The organism is Aeromonas sp. QDB18, assembly GCF_027705325.1.
Classification (GTDB): Bacteria; Pseudomonadota; Gammaproteobacteria; order Enterobacterales; family Aeromonadaceae; genus Aeromonas; species Aeromonas caviae.
In genome coordinates this window covers 1-22,131 of record NZ_JAPDBQ010000066.1, presented here as the reverse complement: position 1 = coordinate 22,131, position 22,131 = coordinate 1, and the positions used below count along the sequence as shown (strand labels likewise).

The window sequence follows — 22,131 nt, the reverse complement described above, 5'->3', positions numbered from 1 at the left end:
CCGAAACCCAACAAGGAGTTTCGGATTCTTACACAGCCTGAGGATCGGTCAATGGATCCTTAACTGATCGGCATTAGGGCCCGCAGGCCCCTTTTTATATTGAGACGTCATCCTCAGTGGCGACCGAAGGGCCACCAGGACTTGTCGTTGTCCTGGATGTCGACCCGGGTCTGCTGCAGGGCGCCGGGCAGGCCCCCTTCCACCCGATCGAGGCTCACCCTGAACTGCTCGGTGGGCTCCACAAACCAGTCATCGATGATCAGCACCTTGACCGACTTGCTGCCCCCCTCGCCCGCAGCCCAGCTCACGGTCTGGCTGAACCAGGGCAGGAAATCCAGCCCCCAGCGCGCCGTGACTCCGTCAAGGGCCACCCGGGCCCGGGCCGGCTTGCTCAGATCGCCGCTGCGCACCAGGGGGATCTCGGCAAACCACTGCCCCTCGTTCACCGTCATGCTGGCGCGCGCCAGCGAGATGGTGGACGGCGCCAGCTTGTCCTTGATGGTCACCAGGGTCTGGTGCTGATCCCCCAGGGCCGCGCCGCTCGGGTCAAACAGCTCCAGGGTAAAGGTCTCGTCCCCCTCGTGCAGGGTGTCGCTCTTCACCGGAATGCTGATGGTCTGGGGCTCGCTCTGCCCGGCGGCCCAGTGCAGGGTGCCGGTGAGGGGCGCCACGTCGCTTGTGTCCCCGCTGCCGTAGACGATGCGATAGCTGACGCTCGCCTCCCCGTGGCTGCCATCGCTGCGACTGACACTCAGGGACAAGGTATTCCCCTCCTCCACGTTCGCAGCGGCGCTCTCGAGACTCAATACCCCGGCGGGTGGCTGCGGATACTGGATGGCCACCAGCACCGGATCGTGATCCGAGGCGCTGAAGGGCCCTTCGGATTTCGCCAGCTGACCGCTGTACTTAGTGCCGTACTCGAAGAAGTTGCTCTCGGCGGAGTTGATGTGCCAATCCTCGATGCCGATCACCTTGGCCGCGAGGCTCGGGTTTGCCAGGGCGTGATCCAGGTTGCCGAGCTCCCCTTCGTAGCTGTAGGAGTAGGTGTCGGTGCCATGGAAGCGGGTATTGAGGTTCACCAGACCATACCCCTTGCCAAGGGCGCTGCCGCTCTCCTCGAAGGGCTGACCCGCCAGAGTGGTGAAGGAGGCGCTCATGATCTGGCGCGCCTGGGCGGCCGGATCATAGTCGGTCAGCACCCGGATGGGATCCTCCATGCCATAGGCGTTCATGTCGCCGATAAGCAGCAGATCCCCGGCCAGATCCTTGAGGTGCTCCCCCAGCACCTTGGCGGCGGAGACCCGCAGCGCGTTGCAGTGGCCCTGGCCATCCAGCGGATCGGCGCTGGCGTAGTCGGGGTAATCCTCGAAGCAGGCGGAGCCCTTGGACTTGAGGTGGTTGACCACCAGGGTCAGGGGCGCATCCCCCTTGGGCGAGCTGAAACGCTGCACCAGCGACTCGCGCATCCCCTGATTGATGGTCACCGGTTTGCCGCTGGCGTCCACCGCCTCGGCCTGCTGCACCGGCAGCGCGATAAGGCTGGCGGCCCCCTCCGGGGTCACTTTGGCGGGTCGGTAGATGAGCCCCACCGTGATGGCGTCGGTGCCAATGGGCTTGCCATCCGGCGAGGCAATCCAGCGGTAGTGATCCGCCTCGTCCGGCTGGGCGGCGTTGAGGGCCGTAACCAGATTGGCGATGGCGGAGTTGTCGCCATAGCCGTTGTTCTCGATCTCCATCAGCCCCACCACGTCGGCATTGAGGCGGGTGATGGCGCTGACTATCTTGGTGCGCTGCAACTCGAACTCCGCCACCGTCAGGGCGCCCCGGTTGCTGCCGGTGGGGTTGGCATCCCCGCCCACGACCGTGGTGAAGAAGTTGAGCACGTTGAAGCTCGCGACCCGCAGATCCCCCGCCTCGGCGAGCTCGGGGGTTTCCACCCGATCCCAGCCACTGTGATCTATCTGGCTCGCGTCGATGCGATTGCTGGCCACCAGCCTGAACAGGTTGTAGGAGTAACCAAGCGCCCCCTCCAGCCCGTTGAGCTTGTCGCCGATGCGCAGGTAACCGTCCTCGGCGTTGAAGCCGGGGAACCAGGGCAGCACACCGTCCGGCGCCTTGGCGTCGGTCTCCACCACCAGCTGGTTCTGCTGGTTGCGAAGGGCCCAGTCGCTCGCCTCCTGGCTCATGGCGGCAAATTTCTGGGTCGACTTGATGAGCGGCGCGCCATAAGAGAGCACCAGGTTGTTGCGCTTGCCGTCGTAATCGAAGCTGAAGTTGCGGGTCACCACCAGGCTGGAACCGGGCACCAGCCGTACCTGCATCCCCTCGTGACGCTCCAGCAGCTGGCTCAGGCTCTCGCCCGCCACCGGCAGCAGATCCACCGCAGCCGGGATGGCCCCTTGCGGCCGGGTCACCACCAGCTCGTCTGCGTTGATCTGGGTCTGGTTGAAATACTCCTTCACCTTGCCAGACACACACACCTCGGCCCCCGGCACGACGGCAGCGTTGGCCTTGGTGGTGTAGACGAAGAGGCCGTCGGAGGTAGCCGCATCCCCGTCCCCCTGCTCGTCCTGAATGAAGAAGCCCTTGTAGAGGCCGCTCACTACCTGGGTCACCACGCCGCGGGTGGCGTAAGCCTGTTCCGATTCGAACTTGCCGGCTGGCACCAGGGGGCTGCTGGTGCCGGGGCCCTGAATGGCGGGCACCGGCACCAACTGATCCACCGGGCAGACGAAGGCGGGCGGCTGGGTGCCATCGCAGGGACCATCGCCACTGCAACCCAGGCCACTGGCGTCATCTTTCGGGGCGGCCACGTATTCCTGCGCCGGATCAAAAGGCGACGTCGCATCAGTGCGGCCCATGGTGACGGTGGCCTTGCGGCGCAGGGTCATGTCCAGGGTCGAAACGTTGCCGGAGACCCAGGACGTGCCCGGATCCACCCCTACCTGGCCGAAGCTGTCGATTATCTCGCTGCCGCGATAGAGCACCAGGGCATCGTCGCCGTTGAACACCAGGTTGCCGCTGGTCTGATTGGCCTTGGCCAGGATCTCGGTATTTGCGGAGGGGTTGGCCAGCACCAGACTGGCGCCCGGGGCCAGGGTGCCTTGCAGCGCCAGGCTGTTGGTGGGGGATTCGCTGATGGGTTTGCCGTTGGCGTAGAGGGCCAGCCGGTATTGTGAGAGATCGACGGCGTCGCTGCCGAGGTTGCTCAGCTCCACCGCCTTGTTGTTGCCGGACCCTTCCAGGTATTCGGTGATGAGCAGTTGTGCCTGTGCCTGTCCAGCGAGCGCCAGCCCGACGGCCAGCGCCACCAGAGAGTGTCTTCCTGACATGGTCAGTTTCCTTTTTTATTTGCAGATCATGTTATTGGCGCCCCGCACAAGGCGGGCCGCAGCACCTTGGATGCAGCCATCAGCGGGAGGCATGTCAGCCCCCGGCCGAAACTGCGCGCCCACTCTGCCCCGTCGACGCCGGGGCTGCTGCGAGCTGGCTAACAATGACAACAAAATGTTGCGCCAAGGTGACGGGCAATACCCGAATGGGCAGTGTCTGCCATCGCTGCGCAGGAAGTTGTCGCCCCCCAGCCCCTGCTGGCTGCCTCCGTCAGGGAGCGACATCGGCTCCGGGGCAGACGGGAGGAACACTACGGCGGCCTCTGCCCGGTACCATTTCGTGAACAGCGCCACTCACAGACTCCGAATCATGGGCAAATCCATGGGTGCCATACCGGGCGCCACCCCCTTCGTGGCCCGAGAAGGCAGAAAACCGCGGGATGAGACTCTCTCCTGGTGCTCTTGTGGAACCGGTTTCAGTAATGACAGAAATAACAAGAGAGGGGATGACACAAACGTTTGTTGCTTTTGCGCTCGCGAATGGCAATAGTTCTCACTTTCTTTTTTGACCGTCTCTATTCTCGAGGTGCTACAAGATGTTTCGTCACCCCCTGGCAAAGTTGCTGCTGCTCGGCCAGCTCGTCCTGGTGAGCTGGATGGCGCAGGCCGCCCCCCCCGTTGAAGTGGAAGATGTGATGGGCCGCAAGGTCTCCCTCAGCCTTCCGGCAAGCCGCATCGTGCTCGGTTTCTATCCCGAAGATTACCTGGCGGTGGCCGGTGAAGGCGGGGCCGAACGCCTGGTGGGCATGTCCCTGGGCTGGTTCATGAAGTCCCGTCCCGCCATCTGGTCTCTCTACGTGGCCAGCCAGCCACAACTGGCCAAGGTCCCCGACCTTGGCAACGTACAGGATCAGAGCTTCTCCATCGAGAAGACCCTGGCGGTCAAGCCCGACCTGGTGATCCTGGCGAAGTGGCAATATGAGGCCCTGGCCGCCGACCTGCCACGCCTTGAGCAGGCGGGGATCCCGGTGGTGGTCATCGACTACAACGCCCAGACCCTGACACAGCACATGGCGAGCACCCTGCTGCTTGGCAAGCTGACCGGCCAGGAGGCCCGCGCCCGGAAGATGGCCGACGAGTACAAGGCCAAGATTGACACCATCACCTCCCGCATCGCCGCCGCGAAGCGCACGCCGCCCCGGGTCTACATCGAGCTGGGTGACAAGGGTCCGGCCGAGTACAGCTACACCTATGGCAAGGACATGTGGGGCGCCATGGCCCTGCTGGCCGGTGGCGACAACGTGGCCGCCCCCTTCGTCGATCGCTGGGGCCCCATCCACCCGGAACAACTGCTGGCGAGCAAGCCCGAGGTGATCCTGATGGCGGGCTACGAGAGCGTGAGCAGTGCCGTCGCCATGCAGGTGGGCCAGGATGTGTCGGCAGAGACCGTGCGCCAGCGTCTGCAAGGCTTTGCTGCCCGTCCGGGCTGGAGCGAGCTGCCTGCGGTGAAGGAGGGTCGCCTCTACGCGGTCTATCACGGCGCCACCCGCAGCATCATGGATGCCGCCCTCATCGAGTTCATGGCTAAGGCCCTCTATCCGGACCTTTTCCAGGATCTCGCTCCCCTGGCCACCTATCAGGCGTTCTACCAGCACTACCTGCCCATCCGTCCCCAGGGCACCTTCATGCTGGGCATCAAGCAGGATGACGCAAGCTAACCCCGGCAATTCGGGTGCGGCCCACCTCGGCCACGCCCTCTTCAGCAACCCTCTTGGATTGTGTGGGCGCCTCTTGCGGCGCCCGTTTCAGGATTGACATCATGAATGATTTGGCTGCCCTGCAGCAGACCCTCGCCCGGCAGCGGCAACGGGAGCGCCGTCGCTGGCACTGGCTCCTGCTGCTCACCCTGGTCCTGTGCATTACCCTGGTGCTCGACATCGCCACCGGCCCCTCCCTGTTGGCCCTGCACGACGTGATCGATGCCCTGGTTTCCCCCGCCCAGGCCGATCCCATGACCCGCACCATCGTCCACGACATGCGCTTGCCTATCGCCCTCATGGCCCTGGTGGTCGGCGCCTCCCTCGGCCTTGGCGGCGTGCAGATGCAGACCCTGCTGGACAACCCCCTCGCCAGTCCCTACACCCTGGGGCTCGCGGCGGCGGCGGGCCTGGGCGCGGCGCTCGCCCTCTACACCGGCGGCCTCGGGCTCTCCCCCCTGGTGGCCATCCCGGCCGGCGCCTTCATTGTGTGCATGTTTGCCGCCTGCCTGCTGTTTGGGCTGGCCATGATGCGCCATGTCAGCAGCCAGACCCTGATCCTGGCGGGCATCGCCCTGCTGTTCCTGTTCCAGTCCCTGCTCTCCCTGCTGCAGTTCCTCTCCTCCCCCGAGCTCAACCAGCAGATCCTGTTCTGGCTGTTTGGCAGCCTGATGCGCACCACTTGGGACTCCCTGATCATCACCGCCGTCGTCACCCTGATCTGCACCCTGCTCATCTACCGGGATGCCTGGGCCCTCACCAGCCTGCGCCTCGGGGAAGCCCGTGCCCGCAGCCTCGGAGTCAACGTTGACAGGCTGCGCATGAAGACCCTGGTGCTGGTCGCCCTGCTCACCGCCACCGCCACCAGCTTCGTCGGCGTGATCGGCTTCGTCGGCCTGGTGGCCCCCCATATCGCCCGCATGCTGGTGGGGGAAGATCAGCGCTTTTTGATCCCCCTCTCCGCCCTGTGCGGGGCCTGCATGCTCTCGGCGGCCTCGGTGCTCTCCAAGTCCATCATTCCGGGAGCCCTCTTCCCCATCGGCATCGTCACCGCGCTCATTGGCGTGCCCTTCTTCATCTGGTTGATCCTCGGCAGGGGGCGTAAACGTGCTTGAAATATCCCGACTCTCCCTCTCCCTCGGCCAGCAGACCCTGCTGCGGGATCTCAGCCTCACTCTGCATCCGGGTCAGGTCCATGTGATCATCGGCCCGAACGGGACCGGCAAGACCTCCTTGATGCGCACCCTCTTCGGCGAGCTGACCCCGGACAGTGGCGACATCCGCCTCGGGGACCAGAGTGCCCGCCAGATGACGCAGGCCAGGTGGCGCCAGCAGTTTGGCTACATGCCCCAGAACATCCAGCTGGAGCTGGATCTCAGCGTCATCGAGGTGGTGGTGCTCGGGCGCCTCGACAGCCTCTCCATGCGCCTCGCGGACGAGGACATACTGGCGGCCGGCCGCGCCCTGCAGGCGCTCGGCATCGCCCATCTGGCGGATCGCCCCCTCTACTCCCTGAGCGGCGGCCAGCGGCAGATGGTGCTCTTCGCCCAGGTGCTGCTGCGCGATCCCCGCATCATGATGCTGGACGAGCCGGTCAGCGCCCTGGACCTGCACCACCAGATGCAGCTGATGGAGCACCTGTGCCAGCAGACCCGGGATCAGCAGTGGATCACCCTGGTGGTGCTGCACGATCTCAACCTGGCCGCCCAGTTTGCCGATCAGCTGATCGTGCTGGCAGGGGGGGAGCTCCAAGCCTTCGGCCCCCCCGCCCGGGTGCTCGACGCGGCCCTCATCGAGCGCCTCTACCAGGTGCCGGTGGAGATAAGCCACGATCAGCGCGGCATCCCCTTCCTCAGAACCCTGCGAAAGACGTCATGACACAGTGCTGCGCCACCCCGGCGACCTCCTCCCGACACGGTGGCGGGAGGCGACCATGAACGGCGCCTCCTACTGGCGGGACTGGCAGGGTATGAGCCCGGCCGCCCGCCTGCTCATCACCAATGGGCTCGCCTTCAACCTCGGCTTCTACATGATGATGCCCTTCCTCGCCCAGCACATGGGCAGCGGCCTGGGCCTGGCCGGCTGGGCCTGTGGCCTGGTCATGGGGATGCGGGTCTTCAGCCAGCAGGGGCTGTTCCTGCTAGGGGGGACGCTTGGGGATCGCATCGGCTATCACCCCGCCATCGTCTGGGGTTGCCTGGTGCGATCGGTCGGCTTCCTGCTGCTGGGCTGGGCCGAGTCCCTGCCCATACTGCTGCTGGCGGCGACCCTGACTGGCTTTGCCGGGGCCCTGTTCACCCCCTGCGCCCAGGCCTATCTGGCGAGCGAATGCCACAATCCGAGCCAGCGCCAGCGCGCCTTCGCCCTGCACAATCTCGCCAGCCAGGCGGGCATGCTGCTCGGCCCCCTGGTCGGCCTCACCCTGACCCAGCAGAGCTATGCCCTGACAGGGCTCTTGGCGGCGAGCCTCTTCGCCCTGCTCGGGGTGCTGCAGTATCGGGTGCTGCCCAAACGCCCGGTGGCCAACCAGAGCCCGCGCGGCGCCATCTTGCGCCAGTGGGGGGACATCCTGCGTCAGCGCCCCTTCATGGGGTTCACCCTGCTCGCGGGCAGCTACCAGATCCTGTTCCACCAGCTCTATCTGGCCCTGCCCGCCCATATCCAGAGCCTGCCGGACGCCACCCGGCTGCTCGGCGGCGTCTTCACCCTCTCGGCGGTGATCGGCGTCCTGCTCCAGCTGCCGGCATCGCGCCTGGTGGAGCGCCGTCTGGGGGTGCCGCTCGCCATGGGGCTCGGCATAGGGCTGATGGGGCTGAGCTATCTCGCCCTGCCCCTGCTCTCCCCCTGGCCGACGGCAGGCGTGTTGACGCAGGTGGCCCTGCTTTCCCTGGGCTCCATCCTCTGCTTCCCGCTCTTTGCCGCCCAGCTGCCCCGCTACGCTCCCCCTGACCAGCTCGCCAGCTACTACGGCTTCTATGCCAGCGCCGGCGGCTGCATGGCACTCTTTGGCAACCTGCTTATCGGTTTTATGCTGGGGGACGCGGGCACCCGCCCCACCACCGCCATCTGGACACTGCTGGCCCTCGCCGGCCTGCTGGCTGGAGTTGGCCTCTATACCCAGCTGCGCAAGGATGGCCAGGTTCAGCCGGCCACCCATCAATAAACAGGGCGGCCTTGGCCGCCCGGTTTTATTCCCTTTCCTCCCCCTTCCACTTTCTGCCTTATCCGGCTAACCAGAACCTGTTTCAAGACCTTGCCAGATAAGCGAGCAAGCTCGGCTGTGCTCGATGAGCAAAGCAACATCGGACATGCACGATGGCGATAAAAAAGACGCCATCAGGCGTCCTTGCAGGTGAAAATAAGACCGGGTCAACTCCCCAGATGCAGCGCCAACCAGACCGCCAGCGGGATCACCACTATCGAGAGCGCGTTGCCGCCCAGCACTATGCTGGCCACCTTGTCGGGCTGGCACTGGTACTGCTCGCACAGGATGTAATTCAATACCGCCGGGGGCAGTGCCACCGAGAGTGTCAGCAGCGGGATCCAGGCAGGCTCCAGGGGCAGCAGCCAGACGGCGAGCCCAAGGGAGAGGCCCCCAGCCAGCAGATAGAGCAGGTTGCACTTGAGGGCCAGCCCCAGATGGCTCAGATCCCCCTCCATCAGCCTCACCCCCAAGGCAAACAGCATCAGGGGCACCGCTATCTGACCGAGCAGGGCGGCGCTGGTCACCAGGTATTCCGGCAGCGGGATATGCAGGTTGGCCACCAGCAGGCCGGCGAAGGCGGCACAGAGCACGGGGCTTCTCAGCCAGCCCCAGCGGGAGCTACTGGCCGAGAGGATAAACATGCCCACCGTGAAGTGGAGCAGGTTGGAGAGCACGAACAGGATGACGATGGCGCCGAGCTGCTGCTCGCCAAAGGCGAGCACCATCAGCGGAATGCCGAGGTTGCCCGTGTTGCGAAACATGGCGGGCAGGATCAGGGCCGCCCGCGCTATCTCCTTGAGCCTGAGCAGGGCGAGCAGCAGGCCAGGGAGCAAAATCACCAGGGCGCCAGCCGCGACAAGCGGCAGGTGCGCCGCCAGATCCAGCGGGTATTTCACCAGGGCCGAGAAGACCAGCGCCGGGGTAAAGAGCTCGATATTGGCCCGGTTGATGTAACCCAGGTCGCCACCCGGTCGCAGCCGCCCATAGAGGGCGCCGAGGCCCACCACCGCAAACACCGGGATGACGATATTGAGCAGGGCGCTGAACATGGGGGCTCCCGATCAGAGTTCGCGGGCCGGACGTCCCATCAGCACCACGGGATCCAGGGTGACCTCCTGGCTGCCGTTGCTGACCCAGAGCTGGCCGTCGGAGATGGTGCAGGTGAGCTGCATGGTGCGCTCCACCATGGCCGCCAGCGGCAGGGTCTGGCTGTCGGAGAGCTCGATGACGCTCAGGTTGTCGTGCAGACCGAGCTTGCCCTGGTTCTGCTTCCACCAGACGCTGGTGCCACGGCCGCCGTAAAGGTAGAGCACTACCTGGCGGGAACGGTTGCACGCCTTCTTGAGGCGCTTCTCGTCCGGCTGGCCCAGCTCAATCCAGAGTTCAATCTCGTCGGAGTAGTTCTTGCGCCAGAGCTCGGGTTCGTCGTCGGCAGAGAGCCCCTTGGTGAACTCCAGCCGCTCGGCGGCATGCCAGGCGAAGGCCGCGAGGCGGATCATCATGCGCTCGTCGGTCTCGGAGGGGTGACGGGCCAGGGTGAGGGAGAAGTCCTGATAGAGATTGCGATCCATGTCAGACAAGCTGATCTGGGCCTTGAAGATGGTTGCCTTGAGCGCCATAGAAGTCGTGAACACCTGATAAAAGAGAAAGGGGCGGACATGCCGGGCGTCAGTGTAATCAAAATGGCCGCCGGGTTCGACCGTCTTGCGCTCCCTTTACCCTATCAGGGTCGGGATAAGTGCTTCAGGAGACACAAAAAACAAATGCCAGTCCGAGGACTGGCATTTGGCGGCATGAACGAGAGTGACTCACTTCTCGGCGGACTTGACCCCGAAGGCATTGAGCAGCAGGCAGCAGGTGACTGCCACGGCCACGAAGCCACTCAGAAAGATAAAGGGCATGGCCCCGTATCCCAATATGTTCCAGATGGTTTGTTCGAGCAGACTCATAGTGTGTCCTTCATCCAGTGAAATGGGTGTCCCTTTCGCGACGGGGTAGTCCCCGCTCCTGATAAGGCTATTTGACCTCAACCCGCGCCTGAGTCCTATGCCACCAAAGTAATAAATGGGGCACCAGTTTGCGCCAGATCAATAATTTAGCCCCTTGTCACCCCGTTTTCCGCTCCCCGAGGCCCCTGGCTTGGACAAAAAAGGCGGGGCGACCCAGGGCCGCCCCGCCTGTTTGTCACGCAGACGCCTCAGCCGTAGAAGCGCTGCTGCTCCGCCGCCATCGCTTTCAGTCGCGCACAGGGGGCGAAGCGGTCGCCAAAGCGCTTCTGATGGTGCTCAAGGCGCCCCACCAGATAGTCGATGCCGAGGCTGTCCATGTAGCGGAACGGACCGCCCAGGAAGGGAGGGAAGCCGATGCCGAAGATGGCGCCGATGTCGCCGTCCCGGGCCGAGGCCACCACGCCGCCATCCAGGGCCATGGCTGCTTCGTTGAGCATCAGCAGCACGCAGCGCTCGGCGATCTCCTGCCTGGCCAGTTTGGCCTGGGGCTTGACGCCCAGCACGTCGTAGGCGCTCGCGTCCACCGTCTTCTTGCCCTCCTTGCCGGTGAGCTTGTTGCGCGGGGCCGCCTTGCCATAAAGATAGAAGCCCTTGCCGTTCTTGCGCCCCTTGCGATCGTCTTCCAGCAGCTTGTCAAACGCCTTGGGCGCCTGGAACTGCTCGCCACCCAGCTCTTTTTCGAGGATGGGGGAAATCTTGGCCCCCACGTCGATCCCCACCTCGTCCAGCAGGGTGATGGGGCCGACCGGGAAACCGAAGTCGAGCAGAGCGCCGTCCAGTACCTCCACCGGCTCCCCTTCCAGCACCAGGCGCGCCGCCTCGTTCATGTAGGGGGCCAGGATGCGGTTGACGTAGAAACCGGCCTCGTCTTTGACCACGATGGGGGTCTTGCCCTGGGCCCGGGCGAAGGCCAGGGTGGTGGCCACCGTCTCGGCGCTGGTGCCCGCGTGGGGAATGATCTCGGCGAGCGGCATCTTGTCCACCGGGCTGAAGTAGTGCAGCCCCACCACCCGCTCCGGATGCGTCGCCGCCGAGGCGATCTGGTGGATGGGCAGAGAGGAGGTGTTGGAGGCAAACACGGTGTGCTCGCCGCACTCGCGCTCCACGTCATGCACCATCTGGTGCTTGAGGTTGATGTCCTCGAATACCGCTTCCACCACCATGTCCACCCGGTGGAACCCGGAATAGTCCAGGGTGCCGGTGAGCAGGCTCATCTGTTTCTCCAGCTCACTGCGCAGCAGTTGGCGACGCTTGAGCTTCCTCGCGAGGAGGTCGTAGCTGTAACGCATGGCATTGCCGATGCCGGCGCTCGCCACATCCTTGATCCGCACCGGTACCCCCGCCTTGGTGGCGGTGACGAAGGCGATGCCGCCCCCCATCAGGCCGCCCCCCAGCACGGCGGCATGACCCACCTTGCGCGGCTCGGCCCCCTGATAGCTCACCTCTTTCTTCATCTCCGTGGTGGCGAAGAAGAGGGAGCGCAGGGCGGCGGATTCCGGCGTCATCACCAGCTCGCCGAAGTGGCGGGCCTCGGCCTGCAAGCCGGCCTGCATCCCCTCCTCCACGCCGATGCGCACCACCTCGATGATGCGCTCCGGCGCCGGGTAGTTGCCCCGGGTCTTGGCCTTGACCCCCTTGCGGGCCTGATCGAACAGCACCTTGCGACCAAATTTGTTGGTCTCCAGCACCTTGCCCTGCAGATCCCGTTTCAGGTGGTGGCGCGGCTTGCCCTTCTTGGCAAGCTTGATGGCGGCCTCCAGCAAAATGGACGGGGGCACCATGTCATCCACCAGCCCGAGCTTCCTGGCCTGTTTGGCCCGCACCTGCTTGCCGGTCAGCATCAGATCCAGTGCCTTGGCCACCCCGATGAGGCGCGGCAGGCGCTGAGTGCCGCCGGAGCCCGGCAGCAGGCCGAGCTGCACTTCCGGCAGGCCCAGCACGGTTTTACCGTGATCGGTCACCACCCGGCCATGACAGGCGAGCGCCAGCTCCAGCCCGCCGCCAAGGCAGGGGCCGTGAATGGCGGCGATCACCGGGATCCCCAGGGACTCGATCTCGGCGAACACGTCCTGTCCGGCCCGGGACAGCGCTTCGGCATCCTGGGCGCTGGTGCAGGCCGCCAGCATGGCGATGTCGGCCCCGGCGACGAAGGAGTCCTTCTTGCCGGAGACGATCACCAGGCCGATCAGATCCCCGTTCCCTTTTACCTCAGCCAGCAGAGTGCGGATCTCGTCCGCAAAGGAGGCCTTCAGGGTGTTCATGCTCTCACCGGGCACATCCATGGTGAGGATGCCGATGCCGTCTTTACGAATATCCAGAGAAAAAGTCTTGGCACTCATCATTCCACCTCCAGCACCATGGCCACACCCAGCCCACCCGCCGCACAGGCGGTGTTGAGCCCCAATCCCCCACCCCGGCGCCGCAGTTCATGCAGGGTCTGGGTGATCATGCGCGCCCCGGTGGCGGCAAAGGGGTGACCAAAGGCCAAAGAGCCGCCGAGCACGTTGAACTTCTCCATGTCCACCTCGCCGATGGCCTGATCCCGGCCCAGCTTGTCACGGGCAAATTCGGCGCTTGCAAACATCTTGAGGTTGGCCAGCGTCTGGGCGGCAAAGGCCTCGTGCATGTCGATGAGGGTCAGATCCCCAAGGGTGATGCCGGCACGGTCCAGCGCCAGCGGCGTGGCATAGGAGGGGCCCATCAGCATGTCCTGCCATACGTCGATGGCGGAAAACGCGAAGCTGCGGATGTAACCCAGCGGCTCCAGACCCAGCTCGCGGGCACGCCCTTCGCGCATCATCAGCACGGCGGCGGCGCCGTCGGTAAGCGGAGTGGCGTTGGCGGCCGTCACCGAACCGTGGGCCCGGTCAAAGACCGGTTTGAGCTTGGCGTAACTCGCCAGATCGGAGCTTTCACGGATGTTGTTGTCCCGCTCCAGCGGCGACTTGTAGGGGGGCACGTGGGCGGTGAACACCTCGCCACTCAATTTGCCCTGGGCCCAGGCTTCGGCCGCCAGGGTGTGGGAGCGGTGGGTCAGCGCATCTTGCGCCTCGCGGCTGATCTGGTGGGTCTTGGCCATCTGCTCGGCGGTCTGCCCCATGGAGAGACCGGTGGAATACTCGGCCACGGCCGGGGGCACCGGCAGCAGGTCCTTCAAGCGCAGACGGCGCAGAATATTGAAACGCTGCTGGAGGTTGCGCGCCTTGTTGAGATCCACCAGGGCGCGGGCCAGAGACTTGCTGACTCCGATGGGCAGCACGGAAGAGGAGTCGGCACCGCCGGCAATGGCGATGTCCACCGTGCCGGCCATGATGGATTCGGTGACGTTGGCCACCGCCTGGAAACTGGTGGCGCAGGCGCGCGACACGCTATAGGCATCGGTGCTGACGCTCATGCCAGTGCCAAGCACGATCTCCCGGGCGATGTTTGGCGCTTCCGGCATCTGCACCACCTGGCCGAACACCAGCTGGTCGATGAGCTTGGGGTCGAGATCGGTGCGGGCGAGCATCTCGCTCACCACCAGTTTGCCCAGATCCACCGCAGGCACGCCGTGAAAAGCGGTGGCCTGCTTGGCAAAGGGGGTGCGCAGACCCGCCACGACGGCTATCCGTTCGCCCTGGCGAGTCGTCAGTTTCAATGGCTGTTTCATCCTGGCTCCTTGGGTTAAAAAGGCAGAGGTCTGACCTCATTGCGCCACATCTTAACAATCCAATCACAACTTTCATACGGCTGATTGAAACTAAATTGTCCCCATCTTGCCACCCTCCCTCGCCCTTGTGAGCCAACTGGGGTATAAAAAGATCAACTTCCATAAAAACAACGGGTTTATCGCATGGCAGCGGCCGAGTTCAGAGCACTTGGAGACTATCTGGGCAGCCAGATCCTGGGACAGGGCCCCCTCATCGAGGGGCTGCTGATCGCCCTGTTATGTGAAGGACATGTGCTGATCGAAGGGGCCCCCGGTCTTGCCAAGACCCGGGCGGTCAAGGCGTTGGCCGGTGCCGTGGAGGGGCGCTTTGCCCGTATCCAGTTCACCCCGGATCTGCTCCCTGCCGATCTCACCGGCAGCGAGGTCTTCCATCCCCAGGATGCGAGCTTCGTGTTTCAACCCGGCCCCCTGTTCAACCACCTGGTGCTGGCGGACGAGATCAACCGGGCGCCGGCCAAGGTGCAGTCCGCCCTGCTGGAGGCCATGGCCGAGCACCAGATCACCGTGGGCAAGAAGAGCTGGCGCCTGCCCTCCCTCTTCATGGTCGCCGCCACCCAGAACCCCATCGAGCAGGAAGGGACCTATCCCCTGCCGGAGGCCCAGCTCGATCGCTTCTTACTCAAGCTGCTGGTGGATTACCCCAGCCCCGCCATGGAGCTGGCCATCCTTCAACTCAACGCCCGTGGCGACGCCCTGCCGACGCCGCCGGTCACCCTCAGCCAGTCCGACCTGCTGGAAGCCCGCACCGCCGTTCAAGGGGTACAGATGCAGGGACGCCTCGAGCACTATCTGGTGCAACTGGTGTGCGCCACCCGCCCCGGCAGCGGCCTGTGTCCCGAGCTAGACCCCCTGGTCGCGGTGGGAGCCAGCCCCAGGGCCAGCATCGGCCTCGCAAGAGCCGCACGGGCCCGGGCCTGGCTCGCCGGGCGCGACTTCGTGCTGCCCGAAGACATCCAGCAGCTGGCGCCTGCCGTGCTGCGCCACCGCCTCATCCCGAGTTATCAGGCGCTGGCGGACAACCTCGATAGCGAGGCGCTCATCGCCCTGCTGCTGGATGCCATTCCATGCCCCTGAGCCGACCCCCGCAGGCAGCCCTGTCGCCATGACCCCCGTCGCCGAGCCCCGGGATCACCCCGACATCGCCCTCACCCTCCAGCGGCTGCTGGCGGTGCGCCTCTGGACGCGCCAGGGCGAGCGTGCCCGCATTCATCAGGCGGCCCAGGGGCGTATCGGGCGCCAGCCCGGGCTCCATTTCAGGGAGCTTCGCTTCTATCAGGCCGGTGACGAAGTGCGTCACATCGACTGGCGGGTCACCGCCCGCCTCGGTCGCCCCCACACCCGCCTCTACGGGGAAGAACAGGATCAGGCCCACTGGTTGCTGCTGGATCTCTCACCCACCATGTACTTTGGCTCCCGCGCCCAGCTCAAGGCCCGCCTTGGCTGCGAGCTGGCCGCCGCCCTGCTCTGGCAGGGGGAGAAACAGGCCAATACCTTGATCTGCCAGGGCGCAGCCCCCCACACAGAGCACCAGCGCGACTCTCTCATGCCTCTGCTGGAAGCGCTCTGTCGCCATTACGAGGCAGGGCTGGATCGCGCCCCCCAGCCCTGGACGCTGGCCCAGACCCTGGCGCGACTCACCCTGCCCCACGGGGCCAGATTGACCCTGATAAGCCACCACCAGGCACCGGACCAGGCACTCTGCCAGCAGTTGCAACGCCTTCGCCTGCGCCACGATATCCACTACTGGCAGATCCGCGATCCCCTGGAAGCCGCCCTGCCCGAGCAGGGGCAGCTGGCAGTGCAGGCAGGCAGACACAGCGGTTGGCTCGCGGGAGAAGATCCTCGCTTTCGCGCCCGCTATCAGAGGGCGGCCGACGAACAGGCCGAGGCCTGTCGCCAGCAGTTACTGCCCCTGGTGACGCGCCTCTATCGCCTCGACAACGGCGCCACCCTGCAACGCCAGTGGCAGGAGGGCGGATGCCGTCTGTTTTGAGGGGGGAGCAAGGCGTGCCCGCACCGGATGCATATCGCCAGCCCTCGTCCAGTGAGGCCTTGCAAGCCATCCGTGCCGAGCTGCGCGACATCCACCAAGGCCCCGCTCTCGAGCCTGCACAGGATCCTCGCCTGATGGCACTCGGGGGGCTGCTGATCGCGGCGATCGCCGCTTGCCTGATCGCCATGACGGCCCTCACCCTGTGGCGCCAGCGCCGCTGGGCGCACCGGCTAAACTGGCAGGCCGACGATCTCGTCCCCAGGCTGCAGGATGCCCTGCGAGAAGCGGCCATGGCCCGCTGGCCCGAGGCGGCCCCCCTGCAAGGGGAGGACTGGCTCGCCTGGCTGGACAGCAAGGGGGGGAGCGATTTTTCCCGGTTTGCCGCCCAGTGGCCGCTCTGGCTCTATGGGGGCAGAGTACCCGATGAGGCGCAGCGCAAAAGATTGCGCCTCGCCTATCTCGCCTGGGGGCGACGCTGCGTCAGTGCGCCGCGATTCCCGACAAGCAAGCGAGGGGCCCCTTCCCCGGAGGGTACGCGATGATCCTCGCCTGGCCCTGGTTTTCCCTCGCCCTCGCCTTGCCGCTGCTGGTGCGCTTCGGCCTGCCTCCCATGAAGGGGCGCAAGGGAGAAAACCGGCTCGTTCACGGAGGTTTTCCCCTGCTCCAGCCCCAGGCGGGGCAGCCCTTGTGGCGCATGATGCTCTGCTGGTGCGCCCTGGTACTGGCCCTGTGCCGCCCACAGTGGCAGGAGCCCCCGATCATTCACTACCAGAGCAGCCGGGACCTCATCCTGGCGGTGGATCTCTCCGACAGCATGCGCACCCAGGACATGCTGGATGACGGAGAGCAAACGGACAGGCTTGCCGCAGTGCGCCAGCAGATAAGCAACCTTGTCGCCTCCCGCCCGGGGGATCGCATCGCCCTCGTCGTCTTTGCCGATCACGCCTATCTGCTCTCCCCCCTCACCCAGGAGACCGGGGCCCTGCTCACCCTGGCCAGGGAGCTCGATTTCGATCTGGTGGGGCGCACCACGGCCCTGGGGGAAGCCATCCTGCTGGCACGCCAGCACGCCGACCCCACCCGCCCCACCGCCCTGCTGCTGGTGACGGACGGGCGCAATACCTCGGGCAATGCGGATCCCCTGACCGAGGCCCGGCTCGCCGCCAAAGCCGGCATCCATCTCTATACCCTGGGGGTGGGCGCCGACCCCGACACCTTCGCCGCGCCCGCAGGGGACGCCGATCCCAGTGCCGAACTGGATGAAGCCCTGTTGCAGCAGCTAGCGACACTGGGAGGAGGCCGCTATTTTCGCGCCCGCAACCGGGGTGATCTCGCCGCCATCAACCAGGCCATCGACACCCTGGAGCCCCTCGCCCGGCCCCAGATCCTCTCCCGGCCCCACCAGGAGCTCTACCCCTGGCCACTGGCCCTGGCCTGGCTGCTGCTCTGCTGGCCAGCCCGCTGGCACATCCCCCTGTCACACAGGCCATCCCATGAGTAGGCAGGCCATGATGGTGGCACCATGGAGCTGACCTTGCTGCGCCCCCTCTGGTTGCTGGCCCTGCTCCCCTGGCTGTGGCAGGGGTGGCGCCGCCGCCGCGATCCCGGCTTACTCTCCCCGGCCATGCAGGCCTATCTGCTGCCGAGCCGCCATCGGGCCATCCCCTGGCGCTGGCTTGCCTGTCTGCCGGTGATCCTGGCGCTCTCGGGCCCCGCCCTGCGCCAGCAGAGTCTCCCCATGCCGAGCCCGGCCCTCGATATCTGGCTGCTGGATCTCTCCGACTCCATGCTGGCACAGGATCTGGCGCCGGACCGGGCAACCCGGGTGAGACTGGGATTGCAGGAGATGCTGGCCGACATAGCGCGGCAGGACGCGGCCCATCCCATCGCCCTCATCCTGTTCGCCGGGGATGCCTACCTCGCCATGCCTCCCACCCGGGATCATCAGGCCATCGCCCTGCTGCTGCCGGACCTGCGCCCGGCCATCATGCCTGTCCAGGGCAGCGCCCCCGAGCGCGCCGTGGCCCTGGCCCTCACCCTGATCCCGCCGGGCCAGTCCGCCCGTCTGCTGCTCGTGACCGACGGCCTCTCCGGGACAGCGCGCGATCGCATCGCCGCCCTCTGGCCCTGCCTCAACGACCTGTTCTGCAAGGCAGGCTCGGCCCCGCGGCTCGACATCCTGCTGGCCAGCGGGGGCAAGGAGACCCGGCTGCCCGGCGTGGCTGCCGAGCGCTGGCAGCTCGGCAGCCCGATCGGCCACACCTTGCCTGCGCCCGACGAGGAGGCCATGGCCGCCCTTGCCGCCAGTACCGGAGGCAGGTTGGCCTGGCTTGATTCCGGCCTGCCCCGCTTTGCCCCCCTGCCCATGGGCCAGGCCCTGACGCAGGGGCAATCCCGGGATCTCGGCCCCTGGCTGCTCATCCCCTTGCTCCCCCTGGCGCTGCTGGCGCGGATCGGCGCCCACTGGCTGCTGGTGATCCTCGTCATTGGCGTCGCGCCCCCTTCCCTGCAGGCGGCCTCCCGACAAGGTGAAGCAGGCTGGCAGGCTTATCGCCAGGGACACTATCGGGAAGCGGCCAACGCCTTCCAGGATCCGGTCTGGCAAGGCAACGCCTGGTATAGAGCCGGGGATTATGCCAGGGCCGTCGCCGCCTATGGCAGGGCAAACAGCGCCACCGCCCACTACAACAGGGGCAATGCCCTGGTCTGGCTCGGGGATCTTGCCGCCGCGGAGCAGGCCTATCTGAGCGCCCTTCGCCTTGAACCTGGGCACAGGGATGCCTTGCACAACCTGGCCCTGCTGCGGGCCAACCCGCCGCAGTCGGCGCCCTCGGCAAATGCCCCGGAGCAGGCCGACACTCCCGACCCCGCCCGCGCCTCAGAGGCTCCCCGCCCCCCGGCGCCCCCCGTGCTGCTGCTGGAGCAGCGTCTTCGCAAGGAGGCCCTGCGCCGCCCCCTGATCAAGGTGGAGGAGCCCTGGTGATCCTCGTACTGCGCTTGCTCTCCCCCCGGATCGGCTGCTGGCTGCTGCTCGCCCTGTGCGCCATGCGGGTGCAGGCCGCCCCTGTCGAGGCCGAGCTTTTGCCGGGGGCGAGCGAGCGCGACTGGCTGCTCGTCATCGAGGCCGACGGGCTGCACCGCGATGAGGATCTCAACCTGCAACCGCTGCTGCGCCAGTTTGCGGTCGGGCGGGTCAGCATCCAGCGGGTCAGTGCCCAGAGCCGCAGCCTGACCCGCTGGCAGATCCCCCTGCACCTGCTCGATACCAGCCCGCACCAGGTGCCCTCCCTGCCCCTTGGCGCCGATCTCACCCCCTCCCTGGCGGTACCGACACGTTCCCTGGACGGCACCCTGATGCCGGCACAAGACCCGTTATTCTCTCCGGTCGAGCTGCAGACCCGGGTGCTCCATGAGGGGAATCTCTACCCCGGCCAGCCCTTCATCTATGAGCTGACCCTCTGGCTGCCTGCCAACCTGGAGGCCCCCAACCTCGGCGAGCCCATCACCCCGGCCTTTACCATTCGCCGCCTTGGCGAGGATCGCTGGGACTCTCCCGCCAGCCCCGGCCTGCCCGGGCGTCTCACGCGAAAATGGCTGCTGCAGGCCAAAGGGCCCGGGTTCCATCCCGTCGAATCCCCCCGCTTTCAGGGGCGGTTGCCGCCCCAGGCTGCGGCCGGTGCGACCGCGCCGGGCAACGCGGGGGATCTGCTGTCCGCCAGGGCGGCGACCCTCTTCATCAAGGTGGACAAGGCCCCCCTGGAGCCGGTGGCGAGCAGCCTGGTGTTGCGCCAGCAGTTCAGCCCGGCCCAGGCCAAGGTGGGTGAGCCGGTGATCCGCACCCTCACCCTGGTGATGGAAGGGGGGGATGGCAACCGCCTGCCCCCCTTGCCGGCCCCGCCCCTGCCCGCCGGCCTCTCCATGAAGCCGGACGGCGAGCAGCAACAGGAACGATTCGTGGCCGAGGGGGCGCTTCGCTTCGAGCGCCAGTGGCGCCAGGCCCTGACCGCCGACGAGGCGGGGCGCTATGTGCTGCCCCCCCAGACCCTGCGCTGGTTCAACACCCAGAGCGGTCGCATCGAGGAGGTGCGCCTGCCCGCACATTCTCTGGTGTTCACGGCAAGGGAGAGCGCCACTCCCGCCTCCCCCGCACCAGGGATCCAGTATCTCTATTGGGTGCTCCTGGCCATCCTGCTGCGGGCATTCATGCGCCGCTGGCCGCGCTGGCGCGCTTTCTATCGCCTGCAACGGGCCCTCGCAACGGGCTCTCCTGACGAGGCCAGGGAAACCCTGCTGACCTGGGCCGTCCTGCGCTGGGACACCCCCTGCCTGCATCTGGCCAGGCTGCCCTGTCACCGCGACCCCGCCATGGGGGCGCTGCTGGACGACCTGGATCGGGCCTGTTTTTCCCCCAAGCGAGTCCCTGGCGAACACCTGCCCAGGCAGGCGCTCGCCAGGGAGTTGTGCACCAGGGAGAGCTTTGCGATAGCCTATGGTCTTCGAATACTGGCGTGGATGCGTGCATGATGCGCCCCTCATGAAACAGGACACCCCTTTATGGCGTTAGGTTTTTTCAGAAGAAAAAGGGCCGACACGGGAAAGGATCCCTGCACTTCTCCGGTCTATGGGGAGATGGCTGACAAACAAACCAAGTACGAAGCCCTGGTGCACGCCCTGCACGGGGACATCTACCGCTACGCCTACTGGCTGTGCCGGGATCCGCAAATCGCCGAGGATCTGGTGCAGGAGACTTTCCTGCGCGCCTGGAAGGCGATAGATACCCTGCTGGACGACAAGGCTGCCAAGGCGTGGCTCATCACCATATTGCGGCGGGAGAGTGCCCGCCGCTTTGAGCGAAAGCAGTTCGATCTCGTCGACCTCGACGAGCACCCCCTGCGGGATCAGGGTGTCCTGCCAAGCGAGCAGGAGATGGAGCACGAATGGCTCAGGCGCCACATCGCCCGCCTGCCTGCCGAGTATCAGGAGCCGCTGCTGCTGCAGGTACTGGGGGGATTCAGCGGGGAGGAGATCGCCGAGCAACTCGGCCTGAACAAGAACACCGTCATGACAAGGCTGTTTCGCGCTCGCAACCAGATAAAAGAGGCCATGGAGTCTGCGAAACAACAGAGAAGACACACCAATGGATGAGCTTGAATTTCGCCGCCGGGCCATCACTCACCCCTCGGACAGGGATCCCGCCTTCCTGAAAGCCGCCGAGGCGTCACCGGCCAATCGCAAGCATCTGGACGAGATGCAGCAGCTCGAGCGCCAGGTGCGCAGCACTCTGGAAGTGGACGTACCGGCCGGTCTTGCGGAGCGGATCCTGCTCAGGCAGGCGATGGCAGCCGAAGAGGAGCAGGTGGTCTCGCTACCCGCCACTCCTGCACGCACGCAATGGCGCGCTCTGGCCATCGCGGCCTCGGTCGCCTTCCTGCTCGGCATGAGCACCCGCTGGATCAGCTGGCCTGTGGCACCGGACACCCTGTCGCTGGCTCAGGTCGCCATGTCCCACGTTTATGGGGAAGAGCCCTTCATTCATGCGGTGGATGAGCGGGTCAGCCTGCACACCATCAACGCGAAAATGGAGAAGTATGGCGCCACCCTGAGCGAGATGCCGGGCATGAAGGTAACCTATGTCAACCACTGCGCCTTCTACCAGGGACCGGCCCTGCACATGGTGCTGCAGGGCAAGATGGGACCGGTCACCCTGTTCCTCGTCCCCAAGCACCTGCCACTGACGATCCAGTCCGATTTTGCAGACGGGACCCTCAAGGGGGAGATACTGCCGCTCAAGGGGGCCAACATGGTGCTCATCGGAGACATGCAGGAGCCCCTCGCCCCGGTTGCCCGCCAGCTTGAGTCACGTCTGCACTGGTCCATTTAACAGACCTTGACCCAGGCTGACTCGTCCTCCGCCTCAGCCACATCACAGGCAGACATCCTCATTGTCTGCCTGTTCATCCCCACATCCCCGCATGTTCCCGCCTATTGCCCGCGCGAAGTCACATTTTTACTATTTATTTTAAATGACGCAAACGGCACCATTTGTGCTTTATACCAATCGGATTAAACATTAGGTCAGTTTTATCCAATCTCGGCTACAAAGTGACATCACCCGCTCCACATCGG

At 65.6% G+C, this 22,131-nt stretch carries 18 protein-coding genes; 12 read left to right on the top strand and 6 right to left on the bottom strand.

Going from position 1 to position 22,131, the window contains the following annotated elements; all coding sequences use genetic code 11:
• Nucleotides 1-113: 113 nt before the first annotated feature.
• On the bottom strand, nucleotides 114-3,332 hold the full coding sequence (locus OKC30_RS11615) for an ExeM/NucH family extracellular endonuclease (RefSeq protein WP_270666833.1): 3,219 nt from the start codon (nucleotides 3,330-3,332) through the stop codon (nucleotides 114-116).
• A gap of 596 nt (nucleotides 3,333-3,928) precedes the next feature.
• On the opposite strand from OKC30_RS11615, the gene OKC30_RS11610 reads away from it, so the two are divergent.
• The 4 genes from OKC30_RS11610 (at nucleotide 3,929) to OKC30_RS11595 (ending at nucleotide 8,252) form a co-directional block, all read left to right on the top strand.
• Nucleotides 3,929-5,050: an ABC transporter substrate-binding protein gene (locus OKC30_RS11610; protein ID WP_052815033.1), complete on the top strand. Its 1,122-nt coding sequence runs from the start codon at nucleotides 3,929-3,931 to the stop codon at nucleotides 5,048-5,050.
• 101 nt (nucleotides 5,051-5,151) lie between these two features.
• The gene (locus OKC30_RS11605; RefSeq protein WP_053288212.1) at nucleotides 5,152-6,204 is read left to right on the top strand and encodes a FecCD family ABC transporter permease; all 1,053 of its coding nucleotides are present in this window, start codon (nucleotides 5,152-5,154) and stop codon (nucleotides 6,202-6,204) included.
• Entirely contained in the window at nucleotides 6,197-6,967 is a 771-nt protein-coding gene (locus OKC30_RS11600) for an ABC transporter ATP-binding protein (RefSeq protein ID WP_052815035.1), read from the top strand. The genes OKC30_RS11605 and OKC30_RS11600 overlap by 8 nt, the downstream gene beginning before the upstream one ends.
• A gap of 55 nt (nucleotides 6,968-7,022) precedes the next feature.
• Entirely contained in the window at nucleotides 7,023-8,252 is a 1,230-nt protein-coding gene (locus OKC30_RS11595) for an MFS transporter (RefSeq protein ID WP_124814416.1), read from the top strand.
• Between the two features lie 206 nt (nucleotides 8,253-8,458).
• Here the strand turns inward: OKC30_RS11595 and OKC30_RS11590 are convergent, their stop codons facing one another.
• The 5 genes from OKC30_RS11590 to fadI form a co-directional block, all read right to left on the bottom strand.
• A complete protein-coding gene (locus OKC30_RS11590) occupies nucleotides 8,459-9,343 on the bottom strand; it encodes an AEC family transporter (protein WP_270666844.1) in 885 nt (294 codons plus the stop codon).
• A gap of 12 nt (nucleotides 9,344-9,355) precedes the next feature.
• The gene (locus OKC30_RS11585) at nucleotides 9,356-9,913 is read right to left on the bottom strand and encodes a YaeQ family protein (RefSeq protein ID WP_052815038.1); all 558 of its coding nucleotides are present in this window, start codon (nucleotides 9,911-9,913) and stop codon (nucleotides 9,356-9,358) included.
• Nucleotides 9,914-10,102: 189 nt separating this feature from the next.
• A complete protein-coding gene (locus tag OKC30_RS11580; protein ID WP_005325161.1) occupies nucleotides 10,103-10,243 on the bottom strand; it encodes a TIGR02808 family protein in 141 nt (46 codons plus the stop codon).
• 248 nt (nucleotides 10,244-10,491) lie between these two features.
• Nucleotides 10,492-12,642 carry a fatty acid oxidation complex subunit alpha FadJ gene (fadJ, locus tag OKC30_RS11575; RefSeq protein WP_270666845.1) on the bottom strand — a complete coding sequence of 717 codons (2,151 nt, stop codon included), beginning with the start codon at nucleotides 12,640-12,642 and terminating at the stop codon, nucleotides 10,492-10,494.
• Nucleotides 12,642-13,952: an acetyl-CoA C-acyltransferase FadI gene (gene fadI, locus OKC30_RS11570; protein WP_270809617.1), complete on the bottom strand. Its 1,311-nt coding sequence runs from the start codon at nucleotides 13,950-13,952 to the stop codon at nucleotides 12,642-12,644. Before fadI ends, fadJ begins: the two co-directional genes overlap by 1 nt.
• Nucleotides 13,953-14,135: 183 nt before the next feature.
• Between fadI and OKC30_RS11565 the strand changes: the two genes are divergently transcribed.
• The 8 genes from OKC30_RS11565 to OKC30_RS11530 all read left to right on the top strand — a co-directional run bounded on the left by OKC30_RS11565 (nucleotide 14,136) and on the right by OKC30_RS11530 (nucleotide 21,886).
• The gene (locus tag OKC30_RS11565) at nucleotides 14,136-15,086 is read left to right on the top strand and encodes an AAA family ATPase (RefSeq protein ID WP_151027840.1); all 951 of its coding nucleotides are present in this window, start codon (nucleotides 14,136-14,138) and stop codon (nucleotides 15,084-15,086) included.
• Between the two features lie 28 nt (nucleotides 15,087-15,114).
• Nucleotides 15,115-16,005, top strand: a complete 891-nt coding sequence (locus tag OKC30_RS11560) for a DUF58 domain-containing protein (RefSeq protein ID WP_270666843.1) — start codon at nucleotides 15,115-15,117, stop codon at nucleotides 16,003-16,005.
• Entirely contained in the window at nucleotides 15,990-16,547 is a 558-nt protein-coding gene (locus OKC30_RS11555) for a DUF4381 family protein (RefSeq protein WP_270809616.1), read from the top strand. The genes OKC30_RS11560 and OKC30_RS11555 overlap by 16 nt, the downstream gene beginning before the upstream one ends.
• Nucleotides 16,544-17,506 carry a VWA domain-containing protein gene (locus OKC30_RS11550; protein WP_270666887.1) on the top strand — a complete coding sequence of 321 codons (963 nt, stop codon included), beginning with the start codon at nucleotides 16,544-16,546 and terminating at the stop codon, nucleotides 17,504-17,506. The genes OKC30_RS11555 and OKC30_RS11550 overlap by 4 nt, the downstream gene beginning before the upstream one ends.
• Nucleotides 17,507-17,527: 21 nt before the next feature.
• Nucleotides 17,528-18,988, top strand: coding sequence for a vWA domain-containing protein (locus OKC30_RS11545; RefSeq protein ID WP_270809615.1), 1,461 nt, complete (start codon nucleotides 17,528-17,530; stop codon nucleotides 18,986-18,988).
• A gap of 62 nt (nucleotides 18,989-19,050) precedes the next feature.
• Complete coding sequence (locus OKC30_RS11540) at nucleotides 19,051-20,529, top strand: hypothetical protein (RefSeq protein ID WP_270666890.1); 1,479 nt, start codon at nucleotides 19,051-19,053, stop codon at nucleotides 20,527-20,529.
• A gap of 30 nt (nucleotides 20,530-20,559) precedes the next feature.
• Nucleotides 20,560-21,150: a sigma-70 family RNA polymerase sigma factor gene (locus OKC30_RS11535; RefSeq protein ID WP_270666888.1), complete on the top strand. Its 591-nt coding sequence runs from the start codon at nucleotides 20,560-20,562 to the stop codon at nucleotides 21,148-21,150.
• Nucleotides 21,143-21,886, top strand: a complete 744-nt coding sequence (locus OKC30_RS11530) for a DUF3379 domain-containing protein (protein ID WP_042878935.1) — start codon at nucleotides 21,143-21,145, stop codon at nucleotides 21,884-21,886. Before OKC30_RS11535 ends, OKC30_RS11530 begins: the two co-directional genes overlap by 8 nt.
• Nucleotides 21,887-22,131 lie beyond the last annotated feature (245 nt).